16 protein-coding genes are annotated in these 21,638 nt (G+C 64.4%); 15 read left to right on the top strand and 1 reads right to left on the bottom strand.

Translation table 11 applies throughout. The annotated features are described in order from the left end of the window. Positions 1–130: 130 nt before the first annotated feature. Positions 131–1,153, top strand: a complete 1,023-nt coding sequence (locus ASC68_RS07040) for a hypothetical protein (RefSeq protein ID WP_055876948.1) — start codon at positions 131–133, stop codon at positions 1,151–1,153. On the opposite strand, the gene ASC68_RS07035 is transcribed toward ASC68_RS07040, so the two are convergent. Continuing rightward, positions 1,116–2,144: a LacI family DNA-binding transcriptional regulator gene (locus tag ASC68_RS07035; RefSeq protein WP_156387273.1), complete on the bottom strand. Its 1,029-nt coding sequence runs from the start codon at positions 2,142–2,144 to the stop codon at positions 1,116–1,118. The two genes, ASC68_RS07040 and ASC68_RS07035, sit on opposite strands and share 38 nt — an antisense overlap. Before the next feature lie 184 nt (positions 2,145–2,328). Between ASC68_RS07035 and ASC68_RS07030 the strand changes: the two genes are divergently transcribed. The 14 genes from ASC68_RS07030 (at position 2,329) to ASC68_RS06965 (ending at position 21,512) form a co-directional block, all read left to right on the top strand. Next, on the top strand, positions 2,329–5,073 hold the full coding sequence (locus ASC68_RS07030) for a glycoside hydrolase family 2 (RefSeq protein ID WP_055876945.1): 2,745 nt from the start codon (positions 2,329–2,331) through the stop codon (positions 5,071–5,073). Between the two features lie 209 nt (positions 5,074–5,282). Next, positions 5,283–6,365, top strand: coding sequence for a sn-glycerol-3-phosphate ABC transporter ATP-binding protein UgpC (gene ugpC, locus ASC68_RS07025; protein WP_055876942.1), 1,083 nt, complete (start codon positions 5,283–5,285; stop codon positions 6,363–6,365). Between the two features lie 191 nt (positions 6,366–6,556). Beyond that, a complete protein-coding gene (locus tag ASC68_RS07020) occupies positions 6,557–7,837 on the top strand; it encodes an extracellular solute-binding protein (protein ID WP_055877055.1) in 1,281 nt (426 codons plus the stop codon). 162 nt (positions 7,838–7,999) lie between these two features. Beyond that, positions 8,000–8,923, top strand: a complete 924-nt coding sequence (locus ASC68_RS07015) for a sugar ABC transporter permease (protein WP_055876939.1) — start codon at positions 8,000–8,002, stop codon at positions 8,921–8,923. Between the two features lie 41 nt (positions 8,924–8,964). After that, positions 8,965–9,819: a carbohydrate ABC transporter permease gene (locus ASC68_RS07010; protein ID WP_055877052.1), complete on the top strand. Its 855-nt coding sequence runs from the start codon at positions 8,965–8,967 to the stop codon at positions 9,817–9,819. Positions 9,820–9,962: 143 nt separating this feature from the next. Next, positions 9,963–11,204: a sensor domain-containing diguanylate cyclase gene (locus ASC68_RS07005; RefSeq protein ID WP_055876936.1), complete on the top strand. Its 1,242-nt coding sequence runs from the start codon at positions 9,963–9,965 to the stop codon at positions 11,202–11,204. A 712-nt stretch (positions 11,205–11,916) separates the two neighbouring features. After that, on the top strand, positions 11,917–13,713 hold the full coding sequence (locus ASC68_RS07000) for an ABC transporter substrate-binding protein (protein ID WP_055876934.1): 1,797 nt from the start codon (positions 11,917–11,919) through the stop codon (positions 13,711–13,713). 72 nt (positions 13,714–13,785) lie between these two features. Continuing rightward, positions 13,786–14,784, top strand: a complete 999-nt coding sequence (locus tag ASC68_RS06995; RefSeq protein ID WP_244488484.1) for an ABC transporter permease — start codon at positions 13,786–13,788, stop codon at positions 14,782–14,784. 11 nt (positions 14,785–14,795) lie between these two features. After that, entirely contained in the window at positions 14,796–15,710 is a 915-nt protein-coding gene (locus ASC68_RS06990) for an ABC transporter permease (protein WP_055876929.1), read from the top strand. A 5-nt stretch (positions 15,711–15,715) separates the two neighbouring features. After that, on the top strand, positions 15,716–16,732 hold the full coding sequence (locus tag ASC68_RS06985; RefSeq protein WP_055877050.1) for an ABC transporter ATP-binding protein: 1,017 nt from the start codon (positions 15,716–15,718) through the stop codon (positions 16,730–16,732). Positions 16,733–16,736: 4 nt separating this feature from the next. Beyond that, positions 16,737–17,588: an ATP-binding cassette domain-containing protein gene (locus ASC68_RS06980; RefSeq protein WP_055876928.1), complete on the top strand. Its 852-nt coding sequence runs from the start codon at positions 16,737–16,739 to the stop codon at positions 17,586–17,588. A gap of 147 nt (positions 17,589–17,735) precedes the next feature. After that, a complete protein-coding gene (locus ASC68_RS06975; protein ID WP_055876925.1) occupies positions 17,736–18,701 on the top strand; it encodes a mannonate dehydratase in 966 nt (321 codons plus the stop codon). Between the two features lie 11 nt (positions 18,702–18,712). Further along, positions 18,713–19,543, top strand: coding sequence for an NAD(P)-dependent oxidoreductase (locus ASC68_RS06970; RefSeq protein WP_055876922.1), 831 nt, complete (start codon positions 18,713–18,715; stop codon positions 19,541–19,543). Between the two features lie 112 nt (positions 19,544–19,655). Then, complete coding sequence (locus ASC68_RS06965; protein ID WP_082527977.1) at positions 19,656–21,512, top strand: glucose/sorbosone family PQQ-dependent dehydrogenase; 1,857 nt, start codon at positions 19,656–19,658, stop codon at positions 21,510–21,512. Positions 21,513–21,638: the final 126 nt, after the last annotated feature.

Here is a 21,638-nt window from a genome sequence, read left to right as displayed (position 1 = left end):
CGCGGGGGGGGGGGGGGGGGGGGGGGGGGGGTTGGTTCTGTGATCACCGATGGACCCCCACCCCCAACCCCTCCCCTCAAGGGGGAGGGGAGCTCACGGCCGGTGAGCGGCTAGAGGAACGCAAACAATCATGAAGAACCCCAGTTCCAACCGCGCCGCCGACCTCGACCTGCTCAAGACCCTCTTGGTCATCGGCATGGTCGGCGCCCATGTCGTCCAGCTCATCACCTTCCGCGCCAGGCCCGAGGCGGCGATCTTCGCCGAGTATGCCAACCTCGTCAGCTTCCCGGGCTTCCTGTTCGCCTTCGGCATCGGTCTCGGCCTGCCCAACCCGGAGGGGCGAAAGCGCAGCCTCTGGCGGCAGCTGCGGCCCTCGCTGCTGCTGTTGCTGGCCGTCTATGCGTCGTCCTTCGCCTTCGCTTTGCTGGTCGACCGCAGGAAGCTCGATCCGCAGCTGATCCTCGACGTGGTCAGCATGCAGCGGCTGTTCGGCTGGAGCGAGTTCCTCGCCACCTTCTTCATGCTGTCGCTGCTGGCGCTGGTGGCGCGCCCGGCGTTGCTCGCCATCGGCCGCAACCCGTGGCTGCTGGTCGTCGCGACGCTCGCCTGCCTCGCTACGACCCTCTACACCACCGGCGCGATCGTCCCGCTGCTGCCGACCCTGGTCAGCCATACCGGCTTCGCCAATTTCCCGCTGCTCTGCTACCTGCCGTGGTTCCTCCTCGGCATCTGGTACGGCAGCCATCCGGTGCGGGCCTGGCACTTCGTGCCAGCGCTGGCGGTCACCGGCTACCTTTACTGGGTGACGCTCCAGACCGGCCAGTTCCCCTACCGCTTCCCCCCGACCATCCTGTGGATCGTCGGCCCGGCCGCGATCCTGATCGCCTACCTCTGGCTCTGCCGCTTCATCGCAGCGCGGGTCAGTATCCCTGCCCTGCTGCTGACGCCCGGCCGGCATGTGCTGAGCTTCCTCGTGCTCTCCAATATCGGCTTCTTCGCCACCCGCTATTTCATGGGGAAGCCCGTGCGCAGCTCGCTGACCGCGGCGCTGGTGACGGTTGGCGTGCTCGTGCTGCTGTCGGCGGGCTGGTACTCTTGGGAGCGGCTGCGGAAAGCTACTCGGCCGCAGCCCGCACCGGCACCGGCCCGATAGAGCCGCGGCTGATCAGCGGGCACTCGATCTTCACCCGCCGCGGCGAGGCGGCGGGGAGTTGTTCGTCGAGCAGCGTGCCGACCGCCCAGCGCGCCATCTCCTCGTGCGGCAGCACCACCGTCGAGAGCGGCGGATTCATGTACATGCTGGTGTCTTCGTCATCGAAGCCGACCACCGACATATCGTCCGGCACCCGCAGCCCGCGCGCCTGCAATGCGCCATAGGCGCCCACGGCCATGCGGTCGTTGAAGGCGAAGATGCCGGTGGGCGGGTTGGGCATATCGAGCAGCCGCGTGGTCAGGTCGCGCCCGCCATGGATGGTCCAGCCACCGCGCATGATCAGCTCTTCGTCGACAGGCACGTCCCATGAGGCGAGCGCCTGGCGATAGCCGCGCTCGCGGTCGTCGGCCGCCTGGATCCAGCTTTCGCCAGCGAGATGCGCGATGCGGCGATGGCCGGCCTTCAGCAGCGCTTCGGTGGCGGCATAGCCGCCGGTGACGTCGGCCGGCACCACCGAGGGGTAGTAGCGCTGCTTGTCGTAGCAGTTGAGCAGCACGGTCGGCACGTCGCGTAGCCGCTCCGGCACTTCGACCGGCCGGGTGACGAGGCTGGCATAGAGCACGCCGATGATCTGGTTGCTGAGCAGCATGTCGAGCGCCAGGCTTTCGAGCTTGGGATCGGAGCGGGTCGAGAAGGTCGCGACCACCACATCCTGCAGTGCCGCCTCCTCGCGCGCGCCCTCGATGAACGGCGTGGCGAACGGCGTGGTGGTGACTTCGTCGATGAGCAGGCCGATCACCCGGGTCTTGTTCTCGGGCACGTGGTGCTGTGGCCCCTTGCGATAGCCCAGCGCGTCCGCGGCTTCGAGCACCCTGGCCCGGGTCGCTTCGGCGACACGCGCATTCGGCACCCGGTTCAACACGAGCGACACCGTGGCCTGCGAGACCCCCGCACGCTCACCGATCTCGATCATGGTCGGCCGCTTTGCCACCACTTCCCCCAACACGTCTAAAGCGTTCGTTTAACGTCTTCAAAGCGCAGCATTATCAGGCTTCGAGCCGTGTGCGCAACTTCGCTTGCTAAACTCATTAGCAACCGCAACGCTTGCCAGACCGCTGGAAAGCCGGTAGCCATAACGAAACTGCTAATAATTATTAGCGTGGTGGGAGGACTATATGATCGGCGAGACTACGGCCACCAAGGCTGGCGCAAACGCACGCGAGGAGATCTCGCTCGATGGCGCTTGGCGCTTCCGGCTCGATGGCCATGGCGACTGGCGCAATGCTACCGTTCCCGGCCCCTGGCAGGCCGAATTCGCCGATCTCCGTCACGCCGCCGGCAAGGCCATCTACGCCCGCCAGCTGTCGATCCCGGCCGCCTGGCAGGGCCGCGAGATCGCCATCCGCTTCGGCGCGGTGAACTATTTCTCCGAAGTCCGCCTCAATGGCCGCGTGCTCGGCACCCATGAAGGCGGCTACCTGCCCTTCGAGTTCGTCATCCCCGCGGGCACCCCGGCCGAGAGCGCGCTGGAAGTGCACGTGACCCTGCCCAGCGGCGACGCCGAGGCCTATCCGGACTATCCGTTCGGTGAAATCCCGCACGGCAAGCAGAGCTGGTATGGCCCGCTCGGCGGCATCTGGCAGTCGGTGAAGCTCTTGTCGCGCGATAAGCGGCACGTCGCGCATGTGGCGATCGACGCCAACCCGGACAGCGGCGAAGTTGCGCTGACGCTGACCCGCTCGGCCGCCGGCGCCGGCGCCACGGTGCGCGCCACGGTGGGTGGGGTTTCCGCCGAGACCACCGGCACTTCGCTCACTTTGAAGCTCAACGCCCCGGCCCTGTGGTCGACCGACACGCCGAACCTGCATTCCCTGAAGCTCGAACTGATCGCCAGCGGCGAAGTGGTCGACAGCACCACGCATAGCTTTGGGTTCAGGAAGATCGAGACCCGCGACGGCAAGTTCTTCCTCAACGGCCAGCCGCTCTACCTGCGTGGCGCGCTCGACCAGGATTATTACCCGGATGGCATCTGCACCCCGCCCTCGCTGGAATTCCTCGAGGACCAGTTGCAGAAGGCCAAGCATCTCGGCCTCAACCTGCTGCGCGTCCACATCAAGGTGCCGGATCCGCGCTACTACGAAGTCGCCGACCGGCTGGGTGTGCTGATCTGGACCGAAATCCCCAATGTCCAGTACTTCACTGCCGCCGCCGCGCAGCGCATGCGCGACACCATGGCCGGCATTATCGCGAGGGATGGCAACCACCCCTCGATCATCGCCTGGACCATCATCAACGAGGATTGGGGCACCCGGCTGATCGAGAACGCCGATCACCGCCAGTGGCTTAAGGATACCTATGACTGGCTGAAGCAGAAGGACCCGCGCCGGCTTGTCGTCGACAACTCGGCCTGCATCCCGAACTTCCACGTCAAGACCGACATCAACGACTACCACTATTACCGCTCGGTGCCGGAACGCCGCGCCGAGTGGGAGAAGCTGACCGAGGAGTTCGCCGGCGCCGCCGACTGGACCTGGACGCCCTTTGGCGATGGCGAGCGTCGCGGCGACGAGCCGCTGGTGGTGTCCGAGTTCGGCGTCTGGGGTCTGCCCCATCCCGACCAGGTGAAGACCCCTGCCGGCGCGGAGCCCTGGTGGGCCGAGACCGGCGGCAACTGGGGCGACGGCGCGGCCTATCCGCACGGTATCCAGAACCGCTTCGCCACCTACCACCTCGACAAGGTGTTCCAGAGCTTCGGCGACTTCATCACCAACGTGCAGTGGTACCAGTTCGCCAATCTCAAATACGAGATCGAGTCGATGCGCGCCCACGCACCGATCCAGGGCTACGTCATCACCGAGATGACGGACGTGCATTGGGAGGCCAACGGCCTGCTCGACATCAACCGCAACCCGCGCGCCTTCCACGATCGCTTCGCCGAGATCAACAACGACACGGTGATCGTGCCGCAGCTGGCCCATCACGCCATCACTTCGGGCGACAGCATCGCGCTGAGCCTCAAGGTGGCGACCGGCGGCAAGGCGGTGCCGGCAGGCGCGACGCTGAGCTGGTCGGTCGAGGGCACGAGCGGCAAGCTCGACGTGCCGGCGACGGCAGGCCTCGCGGTCGCCGACCTCGGCGCCGCCACGATCACGCTGGGCGGTGAGGCGCGCGTCGCCAGTATTGCGCTGAAGCTCGAAGCCGGCGGCAAGCTGCTGGCCAAAAACGAGATCCAGGTCTCGGTCTACTCGAAGCGCACGGCCGGCCCGGCAAGGATCGCCGCCGCCAGCCCCGAACTCGCAGCCTTCGCCAAGGGTCTCGGCTATACGGTGACCACCGATACCGCTGCCGCTGACCTGGTGCTCACCCATGCGCTCGGCGCCGACGACATCGAAGCGATGCGCCACGGCGCCCGCTACCTGGTGCTGGCCGACGGTTCGGCCGAGACGCACCGGAACCTCCGCACCGACCCACCCCGCGCCGAGCCGCCGACCATGCCGGCAGGCAAGGAGCGAGCCCGTCATCTCGGCTCGGAAACCCAGCTCCCCAATATCGGGCTGGTGCTGCGCGATGGCACGCTGTGGCGCGGCGACTGGATCGCCAACTTCTCCTGGATCAAGCGGACAGGGGCATTCGCCAACCTGCCCGGCGGCCCGCTGCTCGATATCTCGTTCGATCGCGTCGTGCCGCACCACGTGCTGACCGGCTTCCGCTCCTGGGAATATGAGGGGCTGATCGATGCCGGCGTGGTCATCGGCTGGATCAACAAGCCGGCCGCCACCATCGCCCGCCGCACCGTCGGCAAAGGCGGCCTGGTGGTCACCACCTTCCGCCTGACCAATGACGCGCCGGGCGTTGATCCGGTCGCGGCGGCACTGTTCGACGGCCTTGTCACCACCACGGCAAATCTGGAGACGGACTGAAGGAAACTGAATCAGCTTTTCGGGTAGGAAACACAGGAAACGCGTCATCATCGGATGATGATTTCCTCTAACTATCTGAAACTTAAGATGAATTTTCCGCTTTCTTTTGATACAGGATTGACAATATTGTCAGCCGCAATAGCATCAGCACCGGTCCGCGAGATCCCCAAGGGACGCGCGGGCCGGGGACGACCCGGGAGGAACGCGATTTGGCCGATATCAGGCTCGTAAACGTCAGCAAGCACTTCGGTCAGGTCCGGGTCATCGAGAACGTTTCGATGACCATCGGCTCCGGCGAGTTCATGGTCTTTCTCGGCCCATCGGGTTGCGGCAAGTCCACGCTGCTGCGGATGATCGCGGGCCTCGAGGACATCGACGGCGGCGAAATCCATATCGGCGATAGGCGCGTCGACGAGCTGCCGCCCGCCGAGCGCGGCGTCGCCATGGTGTTCCAGAACTACGCGCTCTACCCGCACATGACGGTGCGCGAGAACATGTCGTTCGGGCTGCAGAACATCCGCACGCCCAAGCAGGAGATTGCGAAACGCGTCGCCGCCGCGGCCAAAACCCTCGAGCTCGAACACCTGATCGATAGGAAGCCCGGGCAGCTCTCGGGCGGCCAGCGCCAGCGCGTCGCCATCGGCCGTGCCATCGTGCGTGACCCCAAGGCGTTCCTGTTCGACGAGCCGCTGTCTAACCTCGACGCGGGCCTGCGCGCCCGCACCCGCATCGAATTTGCTCAACTGCATCAACGCCTCAAGACCACCATGATCTTCGTGACGCACGACCAGATCGAGGCCATGACGCTGGCCGACCGGATCGTGGTGATGAACAATCGCAAGATCGAACAGATCGGCACGCCGATGGAGATCTACTCCCGGCCGGCCTCGCGCTTCGTCGCCGCTTTCGTCGGCTCACCCTCGATGAACTTCCTGCCGGTGCAGCAGCTCTCCGATCGTGACGGCAAGGCGTTGATCCGGCTTCCCGACAACTCGGAAATCCTCACCGGCATCGCCTCATCCCGCCTGCCCAGTGACGGCCAGGTGACCTTCGGCATCCGGCCGGAATCGGTGAAGGTGTCGGCCAATGGCGCGGTCAGCGGCAAGGCCGATGTGGTCGAGCGGCTGGGCGAGCGCACCCTCGCCTATGTGCGTCTGTCAGACAATTCGGTGGTGATCGCCGAGGACGAAGGCCAGTCGCGCATCAATGTCGGCGACCAGGTGAAGCTCGATTTCGACGGCGCCTCTTCGCACCTGTTTGACGTGAGGGACGTCGCCTACAGCGCCGGCTGAAACTCGTATCCATCAATAGGGAAGATACGCCCTTATGCATCCGAATTTCTGATCCATATCACAAGATAGGTCAGCAATAATGTCCCGAACGGCCACCCCACTGCTCAATGCGCAGGGCCCGGGACAGGGACGGTCCGCACCGATCCGCAACGCCTGCGCATGGAGCTAACCCGATGGGAGGAAATGCAATGATGAAATCGTTTCTGAAGATGGCGCTGCTGTCGACGGCCCTGCTGATGCCGGCCGTGGCGCAGGCCCAGGAAGTCGTGACCTGGTGGGACTTCCTCGGCGGCGGTGACGGCGTCCGCATGAAGGCGCTGATCGAGAAGTTCAACGCCGAGAACGCCGGCAAGATCGAAATCCAGGCTACCACGCTCGAGTGGGGCACCCCGTTCTACACCAAGGTCCAGACCTCGGCCGCCATTGGCGAAGGCCCGGACGTGATGACTTATCATCTGTCGCGCCTGCCGCTCGGCGTCTCCTCGGGCGCCCTCAGCGAGATCACCACCGACGAGCTGACCGCCGCCGGTCTCTCGGGCGCTGACTTCGCCGAGTCCAACTGGAAAGCCGCCCAGGTCGACGGCAAGCAGTATGCCGTGCCGTTCGATATCCACTCGGTCGTCCTCTACTACAACAAGGACAAGCTGGCCGCTGCCGGTCTGATCGGCGACAACGGCCTGCCCACCGGCCTCGACGGCGTCGACAACTTCAAGGCGGCGCTGCAGAAGCTGAAGGATGGTGGTTCCGAGTACGGCATCTCGATCCACTCCGCCGCCGGCGACAGCCAGTGGCGCATTTTCTACTCGCTGCTCGGCCAGCAGGACGGTCAGTTCCTCGATGCCGACGGCAACTTCCTGTCGGGCGACAACCTCGACAAGGCCGTCAAGGCGACCACTGTGGTTGCCGACTGGGTGAAGGATGGCCTCGCTCCGGCCGCCACCGAGTACCCGGCCTCGATCGCGCTGTTCACCGGCGGCAAGGCGCCGCTGCACATCAATGGCGTGTGGGAAGTCCCGACCATGACCGACCTGAGCGCCAAGGGTGAGCTCGGCTTCGAATGGGGCGCGATTGCCCTGCCGACCTTCTTCGACCATCCGGCCACCTGGGCTGACTCGCACGCCTTCGCCATTCCCAATCGCGTCGGCAACGAAGTCCCGGCCGCCCGCCGCGCCGCCGTGCTCCAGGTCATTGCCTGGATGAACAAGAACTCCCTCGCCTGGGCTGACGCCGGCCACATCCCGGCCTACTCGCCGGTCCGCGACAGCGAAGAGTTCAAGACCAAGCAGCCGAACGCCACCTACTCGATCCTCGCCGACACCGCCGTGTTCGACCCCTCGTCGGTGCTCGCCGGCGTTGCCTCCCCGGTCTACGACGCTGCCGGCAATTACCTGATGCCCGCCGTCAACGGTGAAATCGATCCGCAGTCCGCCATGGAACAGATGCGCGACGATCTGCAGGGTCAGGTGGAGTAATCCAACCGGTCGGCGCCCACCCGGGCGCCGGCCGGATTTTGCTCGGAGCGTTTTCAGGAAAAGTTGCAGACTTTTCCGGTTCGAAAGCGCGACAATTCAAAGGCTTGGCGCATTTCGCCGTTCAGCGAACGGTGAAATGCACCACTGGGGAGGCCAGAACCGATGTCAGCCACTGATACCGCCACCGACGTGCCGCTACCGGCGCGCAAGAAACGCTTCAACCGCAACGAGGTGCTGGCGGCGCTGATCTTCGTTCTGCCCTTTGTCGTCGTCTATGCCGTGCTGTTCATCTACCCGACGCTGCAGATGATCTGGCTCAGCTTCCACAAGGCGCCGCTGATCGGCCCGGGCACCTTTATCGGCCTGGATAATTACGCCAAGCTGTTCAAGGACAAGCTGTTCGGCGTGGCGTTCTGGAACACCGTCTATTTCGTGGTGCTCACCGTGGTGCCGGCCACCCTAACGGCGCTCGCCATCGCCGTCGGCGTCAACCGCCTGAAGGGCTGGATGCAGTCGCTGATCCTCGCCTGTTTCTTCATTCCCTACATTCTGCCGGTCTCGGTGGTGTTCCGCGTCTGGGGCTGGATGTTCGACAGCCAGTTCGGCGTGCTGCAGCCGCTGATCGCGCTGGTGGCCGGCGACAACGTGCCGGTGTTCCGCACCCTGCCGCTGTTCATGCCGACGGTCGCCTTCATCACCGTGTGGTGGACCATCGGCTTCAACATCCTGTTGTTCATCGCCGGTCTCAGGAACATCTCGCCCGAGATCTACGAGGCGGCGGCGCTCGACGGCACCTCGAAATGGCGCCAGTTCACGCGCATCACCTGGCCGCTGATCTGGCCGGTGACCGTGCTGGTGCTGACCATCCAGCTGATTGCCCAGTTCAAGATCTTCGATCAGGTCTACCTGTTCGGTAATGGCGGCCGTTCGGACGCCACCATGGGGCTGGTGCAACTGATCTACCGGAGCGCCTTCCAGAAGAACAATGGCGGCTACGGTGCCACCGTCGCGGTCGTGCTGTTCCTCATCATCGTGGTGTTCTCCGTGCTGCAGTTCCAGATGCTCCGCGCCCGAGGTGAAAAATGAGCTCCGTCGCCACCACCCCGGCTGCCGGCGAAGTCGTGGGCATGAGCCCGCGCAAACGGCGGCTCATCAGGACGCTCGACATCGTCGGGCTGATCGCCACTGTCATCACCGTGCTGGGCGCCATCTTCTGGGCCTTCCCGCTCTACTGGGCGGTGGTGACGACCCTGAAGGTCGAAAACGACATCGTGCAGCCGGGCATCGACCTCTGGCCCCGGCGCTTCACGCTCGACGCCTATACCCACGTGCTGTTCAACACCAAGATCGGCACCTGGTACATCAACTCGCTGGTGACTGCGGTGTCGGTGACGGTGCTGGTGGTGATGATGTCGGCGCTCGCCGGCTACGCCATCAGCCAGCTGAAATTCCCCGGCCGCCGCATCCTCTGGTGGATCATCCTTGCGAGCTTCATGATCCCGATCCCGGCGCTGATCGTGAACCACTTCGTCCTGATCAGTCAGTTCAAGCTGTTCAACACCTGGCTCGGGGTGATCCTGCCGCAGCTGGTCTATGGGCCGGTGACCGTCATCATCTACAAGCAGTTCTTCGACTCGGTGCCCAAGGAGCTGCGCGAGGCGGCCAAGATCGACAACGCCAACGAGTTCCAGATGTTCTTCAAGCTCTATCTGCCGATGAACTGGGGCATCACCACTGCGCTGGCGATCATCACCTTCATCGGCGCCTGGAACCAGTTCCTGTGGCCCTTCCTCGCCGTCACCGACGAGAAGATGATGAACGTCACCGTTGGCATCACCCAGGTCACCGATGCCTTCGGCGTGAAATATGCCCGCGACCTCGGCAGCGCCATCCTCGCCGGCCTGCCGGTGGCGATCGTCTACCTGATCTTCCAGCGCAAGGTCACCGAAGCGATCATGCTGTCGGCCGGCATCAAGGGCTGACCTTCGCCGCACGTACGCATAACGGGGGCGTCGGTATAGCCGGCGCCCTCTTCGTTTGAGAATGTGATCACGCCGCATGGCCAGGGTTAAGAAACGCTTAACCGCCTCCCTTCGATAACGATGTCACTGGCAACGGGTTCGCTATGGGTCAGGCGCTTCTCAACGACGAGTACGAACCCGCTGCGGACCGCCAGCGGCTCGCGGCCCTCGATCGCTACGACGTGCTCGATACCGGGCGCGAGGAGGCGTTCGACCGCATCGCGCGGCTGATCAAGCTGACCCTCGGCGTCGAGGTCGGCATCGTCTCGCTGATGGATGCGCACCGGCAGTGGTACAAGGCGGTCGACGGTTTCTCGACCGATGAGGTGCCGCTGCAGAGCGCCTTCTGTCGCTACCTGTTGGCCGACCCCACCCCGATCGTCGTGCCGGATGCACGGCTCGACGACCGCTTCCGCGACAACCCCTACGTCACCGGTGACCCGCATGTGCGCTTTTATGCCGGGGCGCCGCTGACCACCAGCGACGGCTTCCATATCGGTTCGGTCTGCGCCATCGATTCCGCCGCCCGCCATTTCGGACCGCGCGAGAGGGCCATCCTGACCGAATTGGCGCATGTCGCCATGAACGAGCTGGAGCTGCGGCGTCTTGCTTCTACCGACGCGCTGACCGGGGTCTCGAGCCGCCGCGCCTTCAAGGACGAAGCCGGCAAGTTCGTCGCCCTCGCCCGCCGGCATCGCAGCGCGCTGAGCTGTATCGCCTTCGACCTCGACCACTTCAAATCGGTCAACGACACCTATGGCCACGCCGCCGGCGACCAGGTGCTGTCGGCCGTGTCGCAACTGGTCACCGGCCAGCTGCGTCGCACCGACCTGTTCGGTCGGCTCGGCGGCGAAGAATTCGCCGTGCTGCTGCCCCACACCGACCAGCACCGCGCCCACGAGGCGGCCGAGAAGCTGCGCACCGCCATCCGCACGCTGAAGATCCCCGGCAGCCATCCGCCGATTGCCGTGGGCGTCAGCCTGGGCGTCGCCACCCTCGATCCGGTCGGCGACGATATCGACAGCCTGCTGCAGAAGGCCGACGAAGCGCTCTATGCCGCCAAGCGCGCCGGCCGCAACCGCAGTGCCTTGTGGCAGCCCTCTAACACCGTGATGCAGACCGAGCGCCGCCGGGTGCTGAAGGCCGGCCGCATCATCTTCATGAACCGCCACGCCGTGACCGACTGCACGGTGCGCTCGCTCTGGGAGAACGGCGCCGAACTGGCGTTGAGCTCGACCCTCGATATCCCCGACACGTTCGACCTGCAGATCCGCTCCGACGGCGCCGAGTGGCCTTGCCAGGTCACCGGACGCACCGAACAGCGGCTCATCGTCAGCTTCACCTGACCGGTTTTGCCGATCGTTTGACCGCCCACCATCAGCAAACGACGAGATTCCCACCTCGATGCACGCTGTCGTTGCCGATCGCACATTATTTTTGCAGATTGATACACAGCTTGCACCGATCCAAAAAACCCCGCACATTCAAAGCGCTTCGAGATGTCGAGCGAATTTCCCGCGCCAGGGGCTGTCTGAACTACCATTCCAGCTGTTGACTCAACCCCCATGCGCGTCTAACGCTTGAGAATATTGGGAGAAATAGCCGGGCGCTCTGGAGGGAGTTGCCGGCTCTGGTGGGGGAGACGCCAAGCCAATGCCGCAGGGCAAGATCTGACTGTCCGATGGGCAGTACCAGCGTAACGCGATGAGTGGCGGAACGGCTTCCTGACCTCGGGCAGCCGACGAGCGACTACGCGCCGAAAACCGCGACATCGCGGCTCGGCGTCCATGGCGAAGGCTCGTATGGCCCGCGATCTTCCGAGAAAGGAGATCGGCGAACATTCGAGCCCTGTCGCGCAGCAACGTGGATCGATGGCGCCACTGGTGCCTGCCATCCGCCGGCCGGCGAACCTCACCACCCAGAGAGCGATCGCAGGATAACAAGATTATCTTGGGGAGGTGTGGGGGCTTAACCGGGTCGATGGGACCCACAATTCAAACATTTGTCGCCTCAAGGCGACCTTCAGCTTTCGTCGACAGTCAAGGGAGACTCTGTCACATGGTCAAACGTAGAACAATCACAGCGGCACTGCTGGCGCTTGGCGTCATGGCATCGCCGCTGGCAGCGCTGGCGCAAAGCCCGCTTGCTGCCACAGCACCAAAGGAAATCGCTCCGGCGACTCCGCTTCCCGAAGTGCCGCGCAACCAGACCGTCGTTCTCGGCTGGGGTGTTGCGCTGTCTTCGCCGATCGGCGTCACCAACCCGTGGGCCCTGCCCGGCTACACCCACCAGGAAGGCAACGCCTTCATGTGGGAGCCGCTGATGTACTTCGCCATCTTCAAGGGCGAGTATGTTCCTTGGCTGGCCGACAGCATGGAATACACCGACGACACCTTCACTGCGCTTGAGATCAAGCTGAACAAGGACGCCAAGTGGTCCGACGGTACTCCCGTCACCTCCAAGGACGTCAAGTTCACCTTCGATGGCCAGCTGAACAACTCCAAGCTGCCCTACAACGCGCACTTCACCCAGTTCGTCGCCTCGACCGATATCGTCGACGACCTGACCGTGAAGGTGAACTTCAAGGCCCCGGCGCCGCGCTTCAAGTTCGAAGTGCTGACCGAAAAGTTCGATACCGGTATCCCGATCGTCCCGGCCGACTACCTGTCGTCCAAGCCCGACGTGAACATGGAACCCGGCTCCATCGATATCCCGCACTCCGGTCCCTATGACCTGAAGGCGTGGAACGGCAACCAGAAGATCTTCGACTACCGTCCCGACTGGTGGGCCGTTAAGGCCGGCCGTATCGCCGAGCCGGCGGTCAAGCGCGTCATCATCGCCAACATCACCGGCGTCTCGATGGACACCGTCGCCCAGCGCGTCGTGAACAACGAGTTCGACTCCGCCCTCGACATGCGTTCCTCGGTTATCGGCAACATCCTTGCCCAGAACCCGGAAATCACCACGCATACCGGTTCGGAATCGCCGTTTGGTTACCTCGACTGGTGGCCGAACTCGCTCTGGATGAACACCCAGCTCGAGCCCTACAGCGACCCCAAGGTCCGTCGTGCGATGAGCCTCGTCATCAACCGCGATGTCATCAACGACATCCTGTATGAAGGCGCTCCGATCGCGACGATCTATCCGTTCCCGCTCTACCCGAACCTGCAGGCCTTTGCTGACTCGCCCGCCGTCAAGGCGCTCGAGGAGCAGTACCAGCCGCGCAAGTTCGACACTGAAGAGAGCGCCAAGCTCATGGGCGAGGCCGGCTTCACGCTGAACGGCGACGGCCTGTGGGAAAAGGACGGCAAGACCATCGACGCCACCATCCAGGGCTTCGAAGGCATCCACTCCGACATCGTGCCGATCCTGGTTGAAATGCTCCGCCAGGGCGGCTTCGACGCCGCGATCAACTTCGGTCCCGATGCGTACCAGAACATGGCGGACGGCAAGGCCGGCCTCTACATGTTCGGCCACGGCGCCTCGCTCTACGACCCGTTCGAGGCTCTGAACCTCTTCCACGGCAAGTACAGCGAAGCCATCGGCACCTCGGCCGGCAACAACCGGTTCTCGCGCTACAAGAACCCCGAGTACGACGAAATCCTCGACTCGATCGCCCCGCTCTCGTCGGACGATCCGAAGTTCCAGGAAGGCGCCGCCAAGGCTCTGGGCATCTACTGGCGTGACCAGATCGATATCCCGATCATCCAGTGGCTGCACCGCATCGCCTACAACCAGCACTACTGGAAGAACTGGCCGACCGCCGCGAACCCCGCAATGGGCACCAACGGCGCGTTCTGGGCCCACACTGGCCTCCTGGTCATCACCTCGCTGCAGCCGTCCGGCGCGCAGTAAGCTGAAGCTCCGCTATCGGGGTGCGCGTCCGCGCGCATCCCTCCACTACTCACCGTGCCGGAGATGACCCGAGTGAACTTCAAGCTGATTGCCAAGCGCCTGTCCTTCCTGGTTCTGGTCATCTGGGCCGCATCCACGATTGTATTCTTCGTCCCCCGCCTCAGCCCCCGCAACGCGCTGCGCGAACGCTTCGCCGAACTGGCGCGCTCCGGCGGTTTTGCTCCGGGCGATATCGAAAAACTCATCGCCAACATGAATCAGCAGTTCGGCCTCGATAAGCCGCTGCTCGAGCAGTACTGGACCTATCTCGGCAACATCGTGCGGATGGATTTCGGCTATTCGCTGAACCGCTATCCCGCGACTGTCACCGACATCATCAGCCAGGCTCTGCCCTGGACCTTCTTCCTCCTACTGTTCACCACCATTCTCAGCTTCATCATCGGCAACCTCCTGGGCGCCATCTCGGCCTGGCCCAAGTCGCCACGCTGGCTGCGCGGTATTGCCACCCCCTTCGTGCTGCTGACCGGCGTGCCGCCCGTCATCATGGGCGTGCTGCTGCTGTTCTTCATCGGCTTCCGTCTGAAGCTCCTGCCGCTCGGCGGCCCCTATTCGATCGGCATCGTCCCCAACTGGTCCTGGGAGTTTGCCCTCGACGTGCTGCGCCACCAGATGCTTCCCGCGCTGGCGCTGATCCTCGGCTCGGTCGGCGGCTGGGTGCTGTCGATGCGCGGCATGGGCGTTACCATCCAGGGCGAGGACTACGTCAACTTCGCCGAGCACAAGGGCCTGACCGGTGGGCGTATCTTCCGCGACTACTACCTCAGGAACACCCTGCTGCCGCAGGTCACCGGTCTCGCGCTGGCGTTGGGCACGCTGGTCACCTCGGCGCTTGTCGTCGAGCAGCTGTTCGGCCTTCCGGGGTTGGGGCAAGTGCTCAACAACGCCATCCGGTCCAATGACTTCCCTGTCATCTACGGGATCGTGCTGTTCATCACCATCGCCATCGCCGTGCTGATGGCCGTGCTCGAGTTCATCTATCCGCTGCTCGACCCCCGCGTCCGCAACCAGTAGGAACCGGAAAATTGACGACCGTTACCGCAACCTCACCGGCGACCGCAGACACCTCGATGGAGCAGCCGAGCGGCCTCACGCTGTTCCTGCGCTACCTCAACCGCAACCGGGGTCTCGCCGTCGGCGTGGTCATTCTGATTGCGCTGGTGCTGTTCACCGTCATCGGCCTGATCACCATCAACCCCAAGCAGGCCTATCCGCTCTCGGTGGCGACCAAGCAACCGCCTAGCCTGAAGTACCCCTTCGGTACCGACTTCTTCGGCCGTAACCTGTTGGCGGCCATGGTCGTCGGCATGTGGCAGACCGCTGTCATCGGCGTCATCGCCGGCGGGCTGGGCACTTTGATCGGCGTCGTGCTCGGCTTTACCTCGGCCTATTTCGGCGGCTGGATCGACTCGACCATCCGCACCGTCTGCCAGATCCTCACGCCGATCCCGGTGCTGCTGATCCAGGTGGTCGTCGCCGGTTCGCTCGACAAGCGCGACGTCACCATCTTCACCATGGCGCTGATCGTGGTGATGCTGGCCTGGATGGGGCCAACGCTGGTGATCCGCGCCCAGGTGCTGACCATGAAGGAGCGACAGTTCGTCTCGGTGGCGAAGCTCTCTGGCGTCGGCGATATCGCCATCATCTTCAAGGAGATCCTGCCCAACCTCTTGCCGTTCATCGCTGCGGCCTTCGTCGGCCAGGTGTTCTCGGCGGTGTTCGCCTCGTTCTACCTCGCCGTGCTCGGGCTCGGGCCGCTGCGCGAGCCTCTGCTCGGCAACATCATCTGGGCGGCGCAGTTGCAGGGCGCCTTCTTTAACGGCTGGTGGTGGTGGCCGATCGCCCCGTCCATCGGGATGATCCTGATCCTCGCCTCGCTCGCCCTCATCAATATGGGCCTCGACGAACTGGCCAATCCGCGCGTGCGCAAGACGGAGTAATGACGATGAACCTTGCAACCACGGAAAACGCCTCGAGCCGCAACGCGGCCGCGGCGGCGGGCCCCATCCTGCGGGTTGAGGACCTGGTGGTCACCTACTACACCGACCTCGGTCGCGCCCGCGCCCTCGACAACGTCAGCTTCACCCTCGAAGCCGGTATGAAGATGGGCATGGTGGGAGAGTCCGGCTCGGGCAAATCCACCCTGGCCCTTGCCATGATGCGCATGATCAAGCCCCCCGGGCGGATCGAAGGCGGCCATGTGTGGGTCGGCGGCACTGACCTGCAATCGCTCAACGACGAAGGCATGCGCAAGGCGCGGCTGAGTAAGATCGCCTATATCCCGCAGGGCGCCATGAACTCGCTCAACCCGGTCACCCGGATCGGCGAGCAGATGGTCGACGCCATCAAGTCGCATCTGTCGGGCGAGAGCCGCCAGGCGATCAACGATCGCTGCGTCTGGGCGCTGAAGTCGGTGGATCTCGATCCCGGCGTCTTCCACATGTACGCCCACGAGCTCTCGGGCGGCATGAAGCAGCGCGTCTGTATCGCCATCGGCATCCTGCTCAGGCCCGAGGTGATCATCGCGGACGAGCCGACCAGCGCGCTCGACGTGGTCACCCAGCGCCAGGTGATGGAAACCATCGACAAGGTGCAGGACGAGCTGAACTCGGCCGTCATCCTGATCGGCCACGACATGGGCCTGATGGCCCAGACCATGGACCGGGTGGCGGTGATGTATGCCGGCCGGCTGGTCGAGGTGGCGACGGTGCGCGAGATGTTCACCGATCCCAAGCACCCCTACTCGCAGGCGCTGATCTCCAGCCTGCCCACCCTCGAAAACCGCGGTCAGTTCAAGGGCATTCCGGGGCTCGCCCCCTCGCTGCTCCGCCTGCCGTCCGGCTGCGCCTTCCATCCGCGCTGCCCGCTGGCATCGGATCGCTCGCGCTCCGAAAAGCCCAAAGTGAATGTGCTTCCGGGCGGACGTCTCGTCGCCTGCCATATCTACGACCAGGAGAGCTGAGCCCGTGTCCAACCTCTTGGAAATCCGCAACGTCACCAAGGTCTACCAGCGCGGGCTGTTGTCCGCGCACGCCAAGGTTGCGCTCAAAGAGTTCAACCTGATCCTGCCGGAAAACGATCCCTCCATTCTGACCGTCGCCGGCGAGTCCGGCTCGGGCAAGACCACCCTCGCCATGCTGGTGCTGGGCTTCATCACCCCCACGACAGGCGAGATCCTCTATCGCGGCAAGAACATCACGACGCTCCGTGGCGCCGAGCGCATGGCCTATCGCCGTGAAGTGCAGGCGGTGTTCCAGGATCCGTTCGCGGTGTTCAACCCGTTCTACACCGTCGACCACCTGCTGACCGTGCCGATCAAGCAGTTCAAGCTGGCCAAATCCGGCAAGGACGCGCGCAACAAAATGGACGAGGCGCTAACCGCCGTGGGCCTCCGCCCCGAGGACGTGCTCGGCCGCTTCCCGCATCAGCTCTCGGGTGGCCAGCGCCAGCGCATCAACGTCGCCCGTGCGCTGCTGCTCAAGCCCAAGCTGCTGATCGCCGACGAGCCGGTATCGATGGTGGACGCCTCGTTGCGCGCCAACATCCTCGAGTCGCTGAAGAACCTGCACCGCGACCATGGCGTGACCATCATCTACATCACCCACGACCTGACCACCGCCTACCACGTTGCCGACACCATCACGGTGCTCTATCGCGGCGACGTGGTGGAAAAGGGCGACGTCGAGACAGTGATCCGCAACCCGCAGCACGCCTACACCCGGCTCCTGGTCGACTCGATCCCGTGGCCCAACCTCGATCAGAAATGGGGCCAGCACTCGGTCCGCTCCAAGGAGTCGCAAGCCGAGTTCCACGCCTAGGCATCGGCGCCCCGGAGCGCCTTCAAAGGCCCGTCCCCGCCAAGGCGGGGGCTGTAAAGCCACAGCGCCGGCCGTTCGCAGCGGCCGGCATAGTTACATCCACCGCGGCCCGATATTTGCCGCACCAACTTTTGAGATCGTGTCGACATGCTCGAAATCGCTGAGGTCATCCCTCCGAAATACTCCCCCGTCTGGAAGCTCGCCAAGCAGTGCGGCGTCGATCTCGCCGTGGCCGGCCTGCCCTTCGACAGCCTGCAGGCGAATGAGCGCGTGTCCTCGCTCTCGGCGCTGCAGCGGATGAAGGACGAGTACGAGAGGGGCGGCTACGAGATCCGCGTCATCGAGAGCCGGCCGCCGCTGAATCTCGCCAAGCGTGGCCTCGAGGGCCGCGACGCCGAGATCGACGTGGTCTGCGAGCTGATCACCAATATGGGCAAGCTCGGCATCCCGGTCTGGTGCTACGAGTGGATGACCGATTTCAACTGGGTGCGCACCAACATGGCGCTGCCCAGCCGCGGCGGTTCGGTGGTCACCGCTTTCAACGTCAACGACGTGCCCGACAGCATCACCTCGAACCCGCCGATCTCGGAGGAAAAGCTCTGGGAGACGCTGGAGTATTTCCTCCGCCGCGTGCTGCCGGTGGCCGAGAAGGCCGGCGTCAAACTGTCCATGCACCCCGATGATCCGCCGATCACCCCGATCAAGGGCGTCTCCCGCATCATGCGCACCGTGCCGAACTTCCAGCGGCTCGTCGACATGCTGCCGTCCGACTACAACACCATCACGCTCTGCCAGGGCAACTTCACCCTGATGACCGACGATCTGCCCAAGGTGATCCGCGGCTTCGGCAAGAAAAAGATCAGCTTCGTCCACTTCCGCGATGTCGAGGGCGTGCCGACCAATTTCCACGAAACCTGGCACGACGCCGGCAAGACCGACATGCTCGCCACCATGCGCGCCTATAAGGACATCGATTTCGACGGCGTGCTGCGCCCCGACCATGTCCCGACGGTGGAGGGCGACAGCAACGAGAACGCCGGCTATTCCGCCTTCGGCCGGCTCTACGCCATCGGCTATATCCGCGGCCTCCACGAAGCCGTCTATTCGAGCTGAGACAGAACGAAATGAAGATCGCACTCACCGGTTCGTCCGGCGGCGTCGGCCGCGCCATCATCACCGAAGCGCGCAAGCAAGGCCACGACCTGGTCTGCATCGACCGCGTCGCGGCGCCCGAGACCGAAGAAACCAAAGACCTGCACTTCATCCAGGCCGACATGGATGAATATGACAAGCTCGTTTCGGCCTTTGCCGGCTGCGACGCGGTGATCCACATGGCCGCCATCCCCTCCCCGGGCCGGCACCCCGATCATGTCGTGCACAACAACAATGTGGTGGGCAGCTACAACGCGCTGCAGGCGGCCGTCGAGAACGGCATCATGCGCATCTGCCAGGCCTCGAGCGTCAATGCCATCGGCCACTCCTACAGCCGCGACCCGCATTACGACTACCTGCCGATCGACGAGGAGCACGCCAACTATTCCGAGGAGCCCTACAGCCTCTCGAAATGGATCTGCGAAGCCCAGGCCGACGCCTTCGCCCGCCGCTGGGAGGATATCTCCATCGCCTCGATGCGCTTCCACTGGGTGGTGCCGGAACGCGAGCTCGCCGCCCGCAACTTCACCCCCAACTCGGCCTCGCCCAAAAAGCACCTCTTCGCCTATACGCGCTTCGACGCCGCGGCGCGGGCCTGCCTGTTAAGCCTCGAAGGCAAGTTCAGGGGGCACGAGGCGTTCTACATCGTCGCCCCCGACACTACCCTCGACATGCCCAGCCTCGAGGCCGCCGCCAAGTACTTCCCCGGCATCCCGATCAAGGGCGACCTCAGCGGTCGCAAAGCCTTCTTCAACTCGTCAAAGGCCGAGCGCATCCTCGGCTGGAAGCACGACCAGCCGTGATGCGCTCGGCGGGTAACGCCCGCCACACGGTGCTTTCGCTACGATCTGTCGACACCTGAACCAACCTGCTCGCCGCGGGTTGGTTCGGCCGGTTCATCACTGGAGCAACGCCATGAGACTGTTCGCAACGTTCGCCCTCGCCGCACTGATCGCCGGCGCCGCGGCCCCCGCCCTGGCACAAGGTACGCCGGACACCGCCGTGACAGGCACCAAGCAGTTCGAGATGAAGGAACTCGCCAATGGCTTCGAGGGCCCTTGGGAGATCACCTGGGGCCCCGATGACTGGCTGTGGGTCACCGAGCGCGTCGGCGGCAAGATCACCCGCGTCAACCCGGCCGACGGCACCAAGCAGGTGGCGATCGACATTGGCGAGGTCTCTGCCCCCGGCGGCCAGGACGGCCTGCTCGGCCTGGCGCTCGATCCTGGCCTGCTGCAGGGCACCGGCAACGACTATGTCTACGCCGCCTACACCTATGTCGACAAATCCCTGCCGCAGCATGAATGGGTCAAGGACAAGTTCAGTCCTTACGCCTTCCTGTTCGCCAAGATCGTCCGGCTGACCTACGACAAAGCGACCGGCACGCTCAGCGATCCGCAGGTGATCATCTCCGGCATGCCCGGCCAGAACGACCACAATTCCGGCCGGCTGAAATTCGGCCCCGACGGCAAGCTCTATTACACCATCGGCGATGGCGGTAAGGGTCAGCTCGGCAACTGGTGCATTCCGATCGAGGCGCAGCGCCTGCCGACCGCCGATGAGCTCGCCGCCAACAACTGGATCGCCTATCAGGGCAAATCGCTGCGGCTGAACCTCGACGGCTCGATCCCCGAGGACAACCCGGAGATCAGCGGCATCAGAAGCCACGTCTTCACCTACGGCCACCGCAACATGCAGGGCATCGACTTCGGCCCGGACGGCACGCTCTATGCCTCCGAGCAGGGGCCGAAGACCGACGACGAGGTCAACGTTTTGGTCGGTGGCGACAATTATGGCTGGCCGCATGTCGTCGGCTTCAAGGACGACAAGGCCTACCAGATGGCCCGCTGGGATCTGGCCACCACGCCGTGTGCGCAGCTGACCTTCTCCGACATCACCATCGACCCCTCGGTGCCGGTCGAGAACGAAACCGATTGGCCGGACCAGCAGCACGACCCGCTGGCGACGCTCTTCACCGTCCCCAGCGACTGGAATTTCACCGACCCGGCCTGCGGCGGCCTCGACTTCATCTGCTGGCCGACCGTCGCCACCTCGTCGATGCAGGCCTACTTCCCGGGGGCCGGCGAAGGCATCCCGGGCTGGGAGAACTCGCTGCTGGTCACCACGCTGAAGCGTGGCTCGATCTATCGCGTGCCGCTTGGGCCCGACGGCAAGACCGCCGCCGGCCCGATCGAGCGCTACTTCCAATCCGAGAACCGGCTGCGCGACATGGCGCTGAGCCCCGACATGAAGACCATGTACGTAGCCACCGACGTCAGCGGCCTCGTCGGCACCATGGACGGCGGCGCCGGCACCACGCTCAAGAACCCCGGCGCCATCCTCGTCTACACCTATACCGGCGAGGGTGACGGCGCGGCGGCAGCGACCACCACCGAGGCGGCTCCGGCTGCCGAGGCGGCCACCACTGCTGCGGCCGGCGAACCGGCGACCTTCACCGCCGCGCAGGCGGCGCGCGGCAAGACCGCTTACGATGCCAACTGCGTCTCCTGCCACGGCCCCGACCTGGTGAGCGCCAATTACGGCCCGCCGCTGGCCGGCCCCTATTTCGAAGGCAAATGGGTGGGCCAGACCGTCGCCGCGCTCTACACCCACGTCCACGACCGCATGCCGCCCTCGCGGCCGGACGAACTGGGCGACGAAACCTACGCCGACCTCGTCGCCTACATCCTCTCGGTCAACGGCCTCCCGGCAGGGGATACGGAGCTGCCGACGGATGTGACCAAGCTTGAGGCGATGATTATCGCGAAGTAGGGCACTGGCTGCGACGATGAAATGTAAGAAGGGCTCCGGAAGGAGCCCTTCGCACTTTATGTCGGGTCTTGAGCTGGCGGTGCCCCACCGCCCCCTCGCCCCTCTGGGGAGAGGGCCGGGGTGAGG

The organism is Devosia sp. Root105 (assembly GCF_001424865.1).
In the GTDB taxonomy this organism is placed as follows: Bacteria; Pseudomonadota; Alphaproteobacteria; order Rhizobiales; family Devosiaceae; genus Devosia_A.
The sequence above is the reverse complement of the archived record's forward strand: the minus strand, read 5'-3'. Positions and strand labels throughout refer to the sequence as shown.

Coding starts and splice junctions, on each gene's coding strand:
- ASC68_RS07040 (WP_055876948.1), top strand. CDS start 131: ATGAAGAACCCCAGTTCCAACCGCGCCGCCGACCTCGACCTGCTCAAG.
- ASC68_RS07030 (WP_055876945.1), top strand. CDS start 2,329: ATGATCGGCGAGACTACGGCCACCAAGGCTGGCGCAAACGCACGCGAG.
- ASC68_RS07020 (WP_055877055.1), top strand. CDS start 6,557: ATGAAATCGTTTCTGAAGATGGCGCTGCTGTCGACGGCCCTGCTGATG.
- ASC68_RS07015 (WP_055876939.1), top strand. CDS start 8,000: ATGTCAGCCACTGATACCGCCACCGACGTGCCGCTACCGGCGCGCAAG.
- ASC68_RS07010 (WP_055877052.1), top strand. CDS start 8,965: ATGAGCCCGCGCAAACGGCGGCTCATCAGGACGCTCGACATCGTCGGG.
- ASC68_RS07005 (WP_055876936.1), top strand. CDS start 9,963: ATGGGTCAGGCGCTTCTCAACGACGAGTACGAACCCGCTGCGGACCGC.
- ASC68_RS07000 (WP_055876934.1), top strand. CDS start 11,917: ATGGTCAAACGTAGAACAATCACAGCGGCACTGCTGGCGCTTGGCGTC.
- ASC68_RS06985 (WP_055877050.1), top strand. CDS start 15,716: ATGAACCTTGCAACCACGGAAAACGCCTCGAGCCGCAACGCGGCCGCG.
- ASC68_RS06975 (WP_055876925.1), top strand. CDS start 17,736: ATGCTCGAAATCGCTGAGGTCATCCCTCCGAAATACTCCCCCGTCTGG.
- ASC68_RS06970 (WP_055876922.1), top strand. CDS start 18,713: ATGAAGATCGCACTCACCGGTTCGTCCGGCGGCGTCGGCCGCGCCATC.
- ASC68_RS06965 (WP_082527977.1), top strand. CDS start 19,656: ATGAGACTGTTCGCAACGTTCGCCCTCGCCGCACTGATCGCCGGCGCC.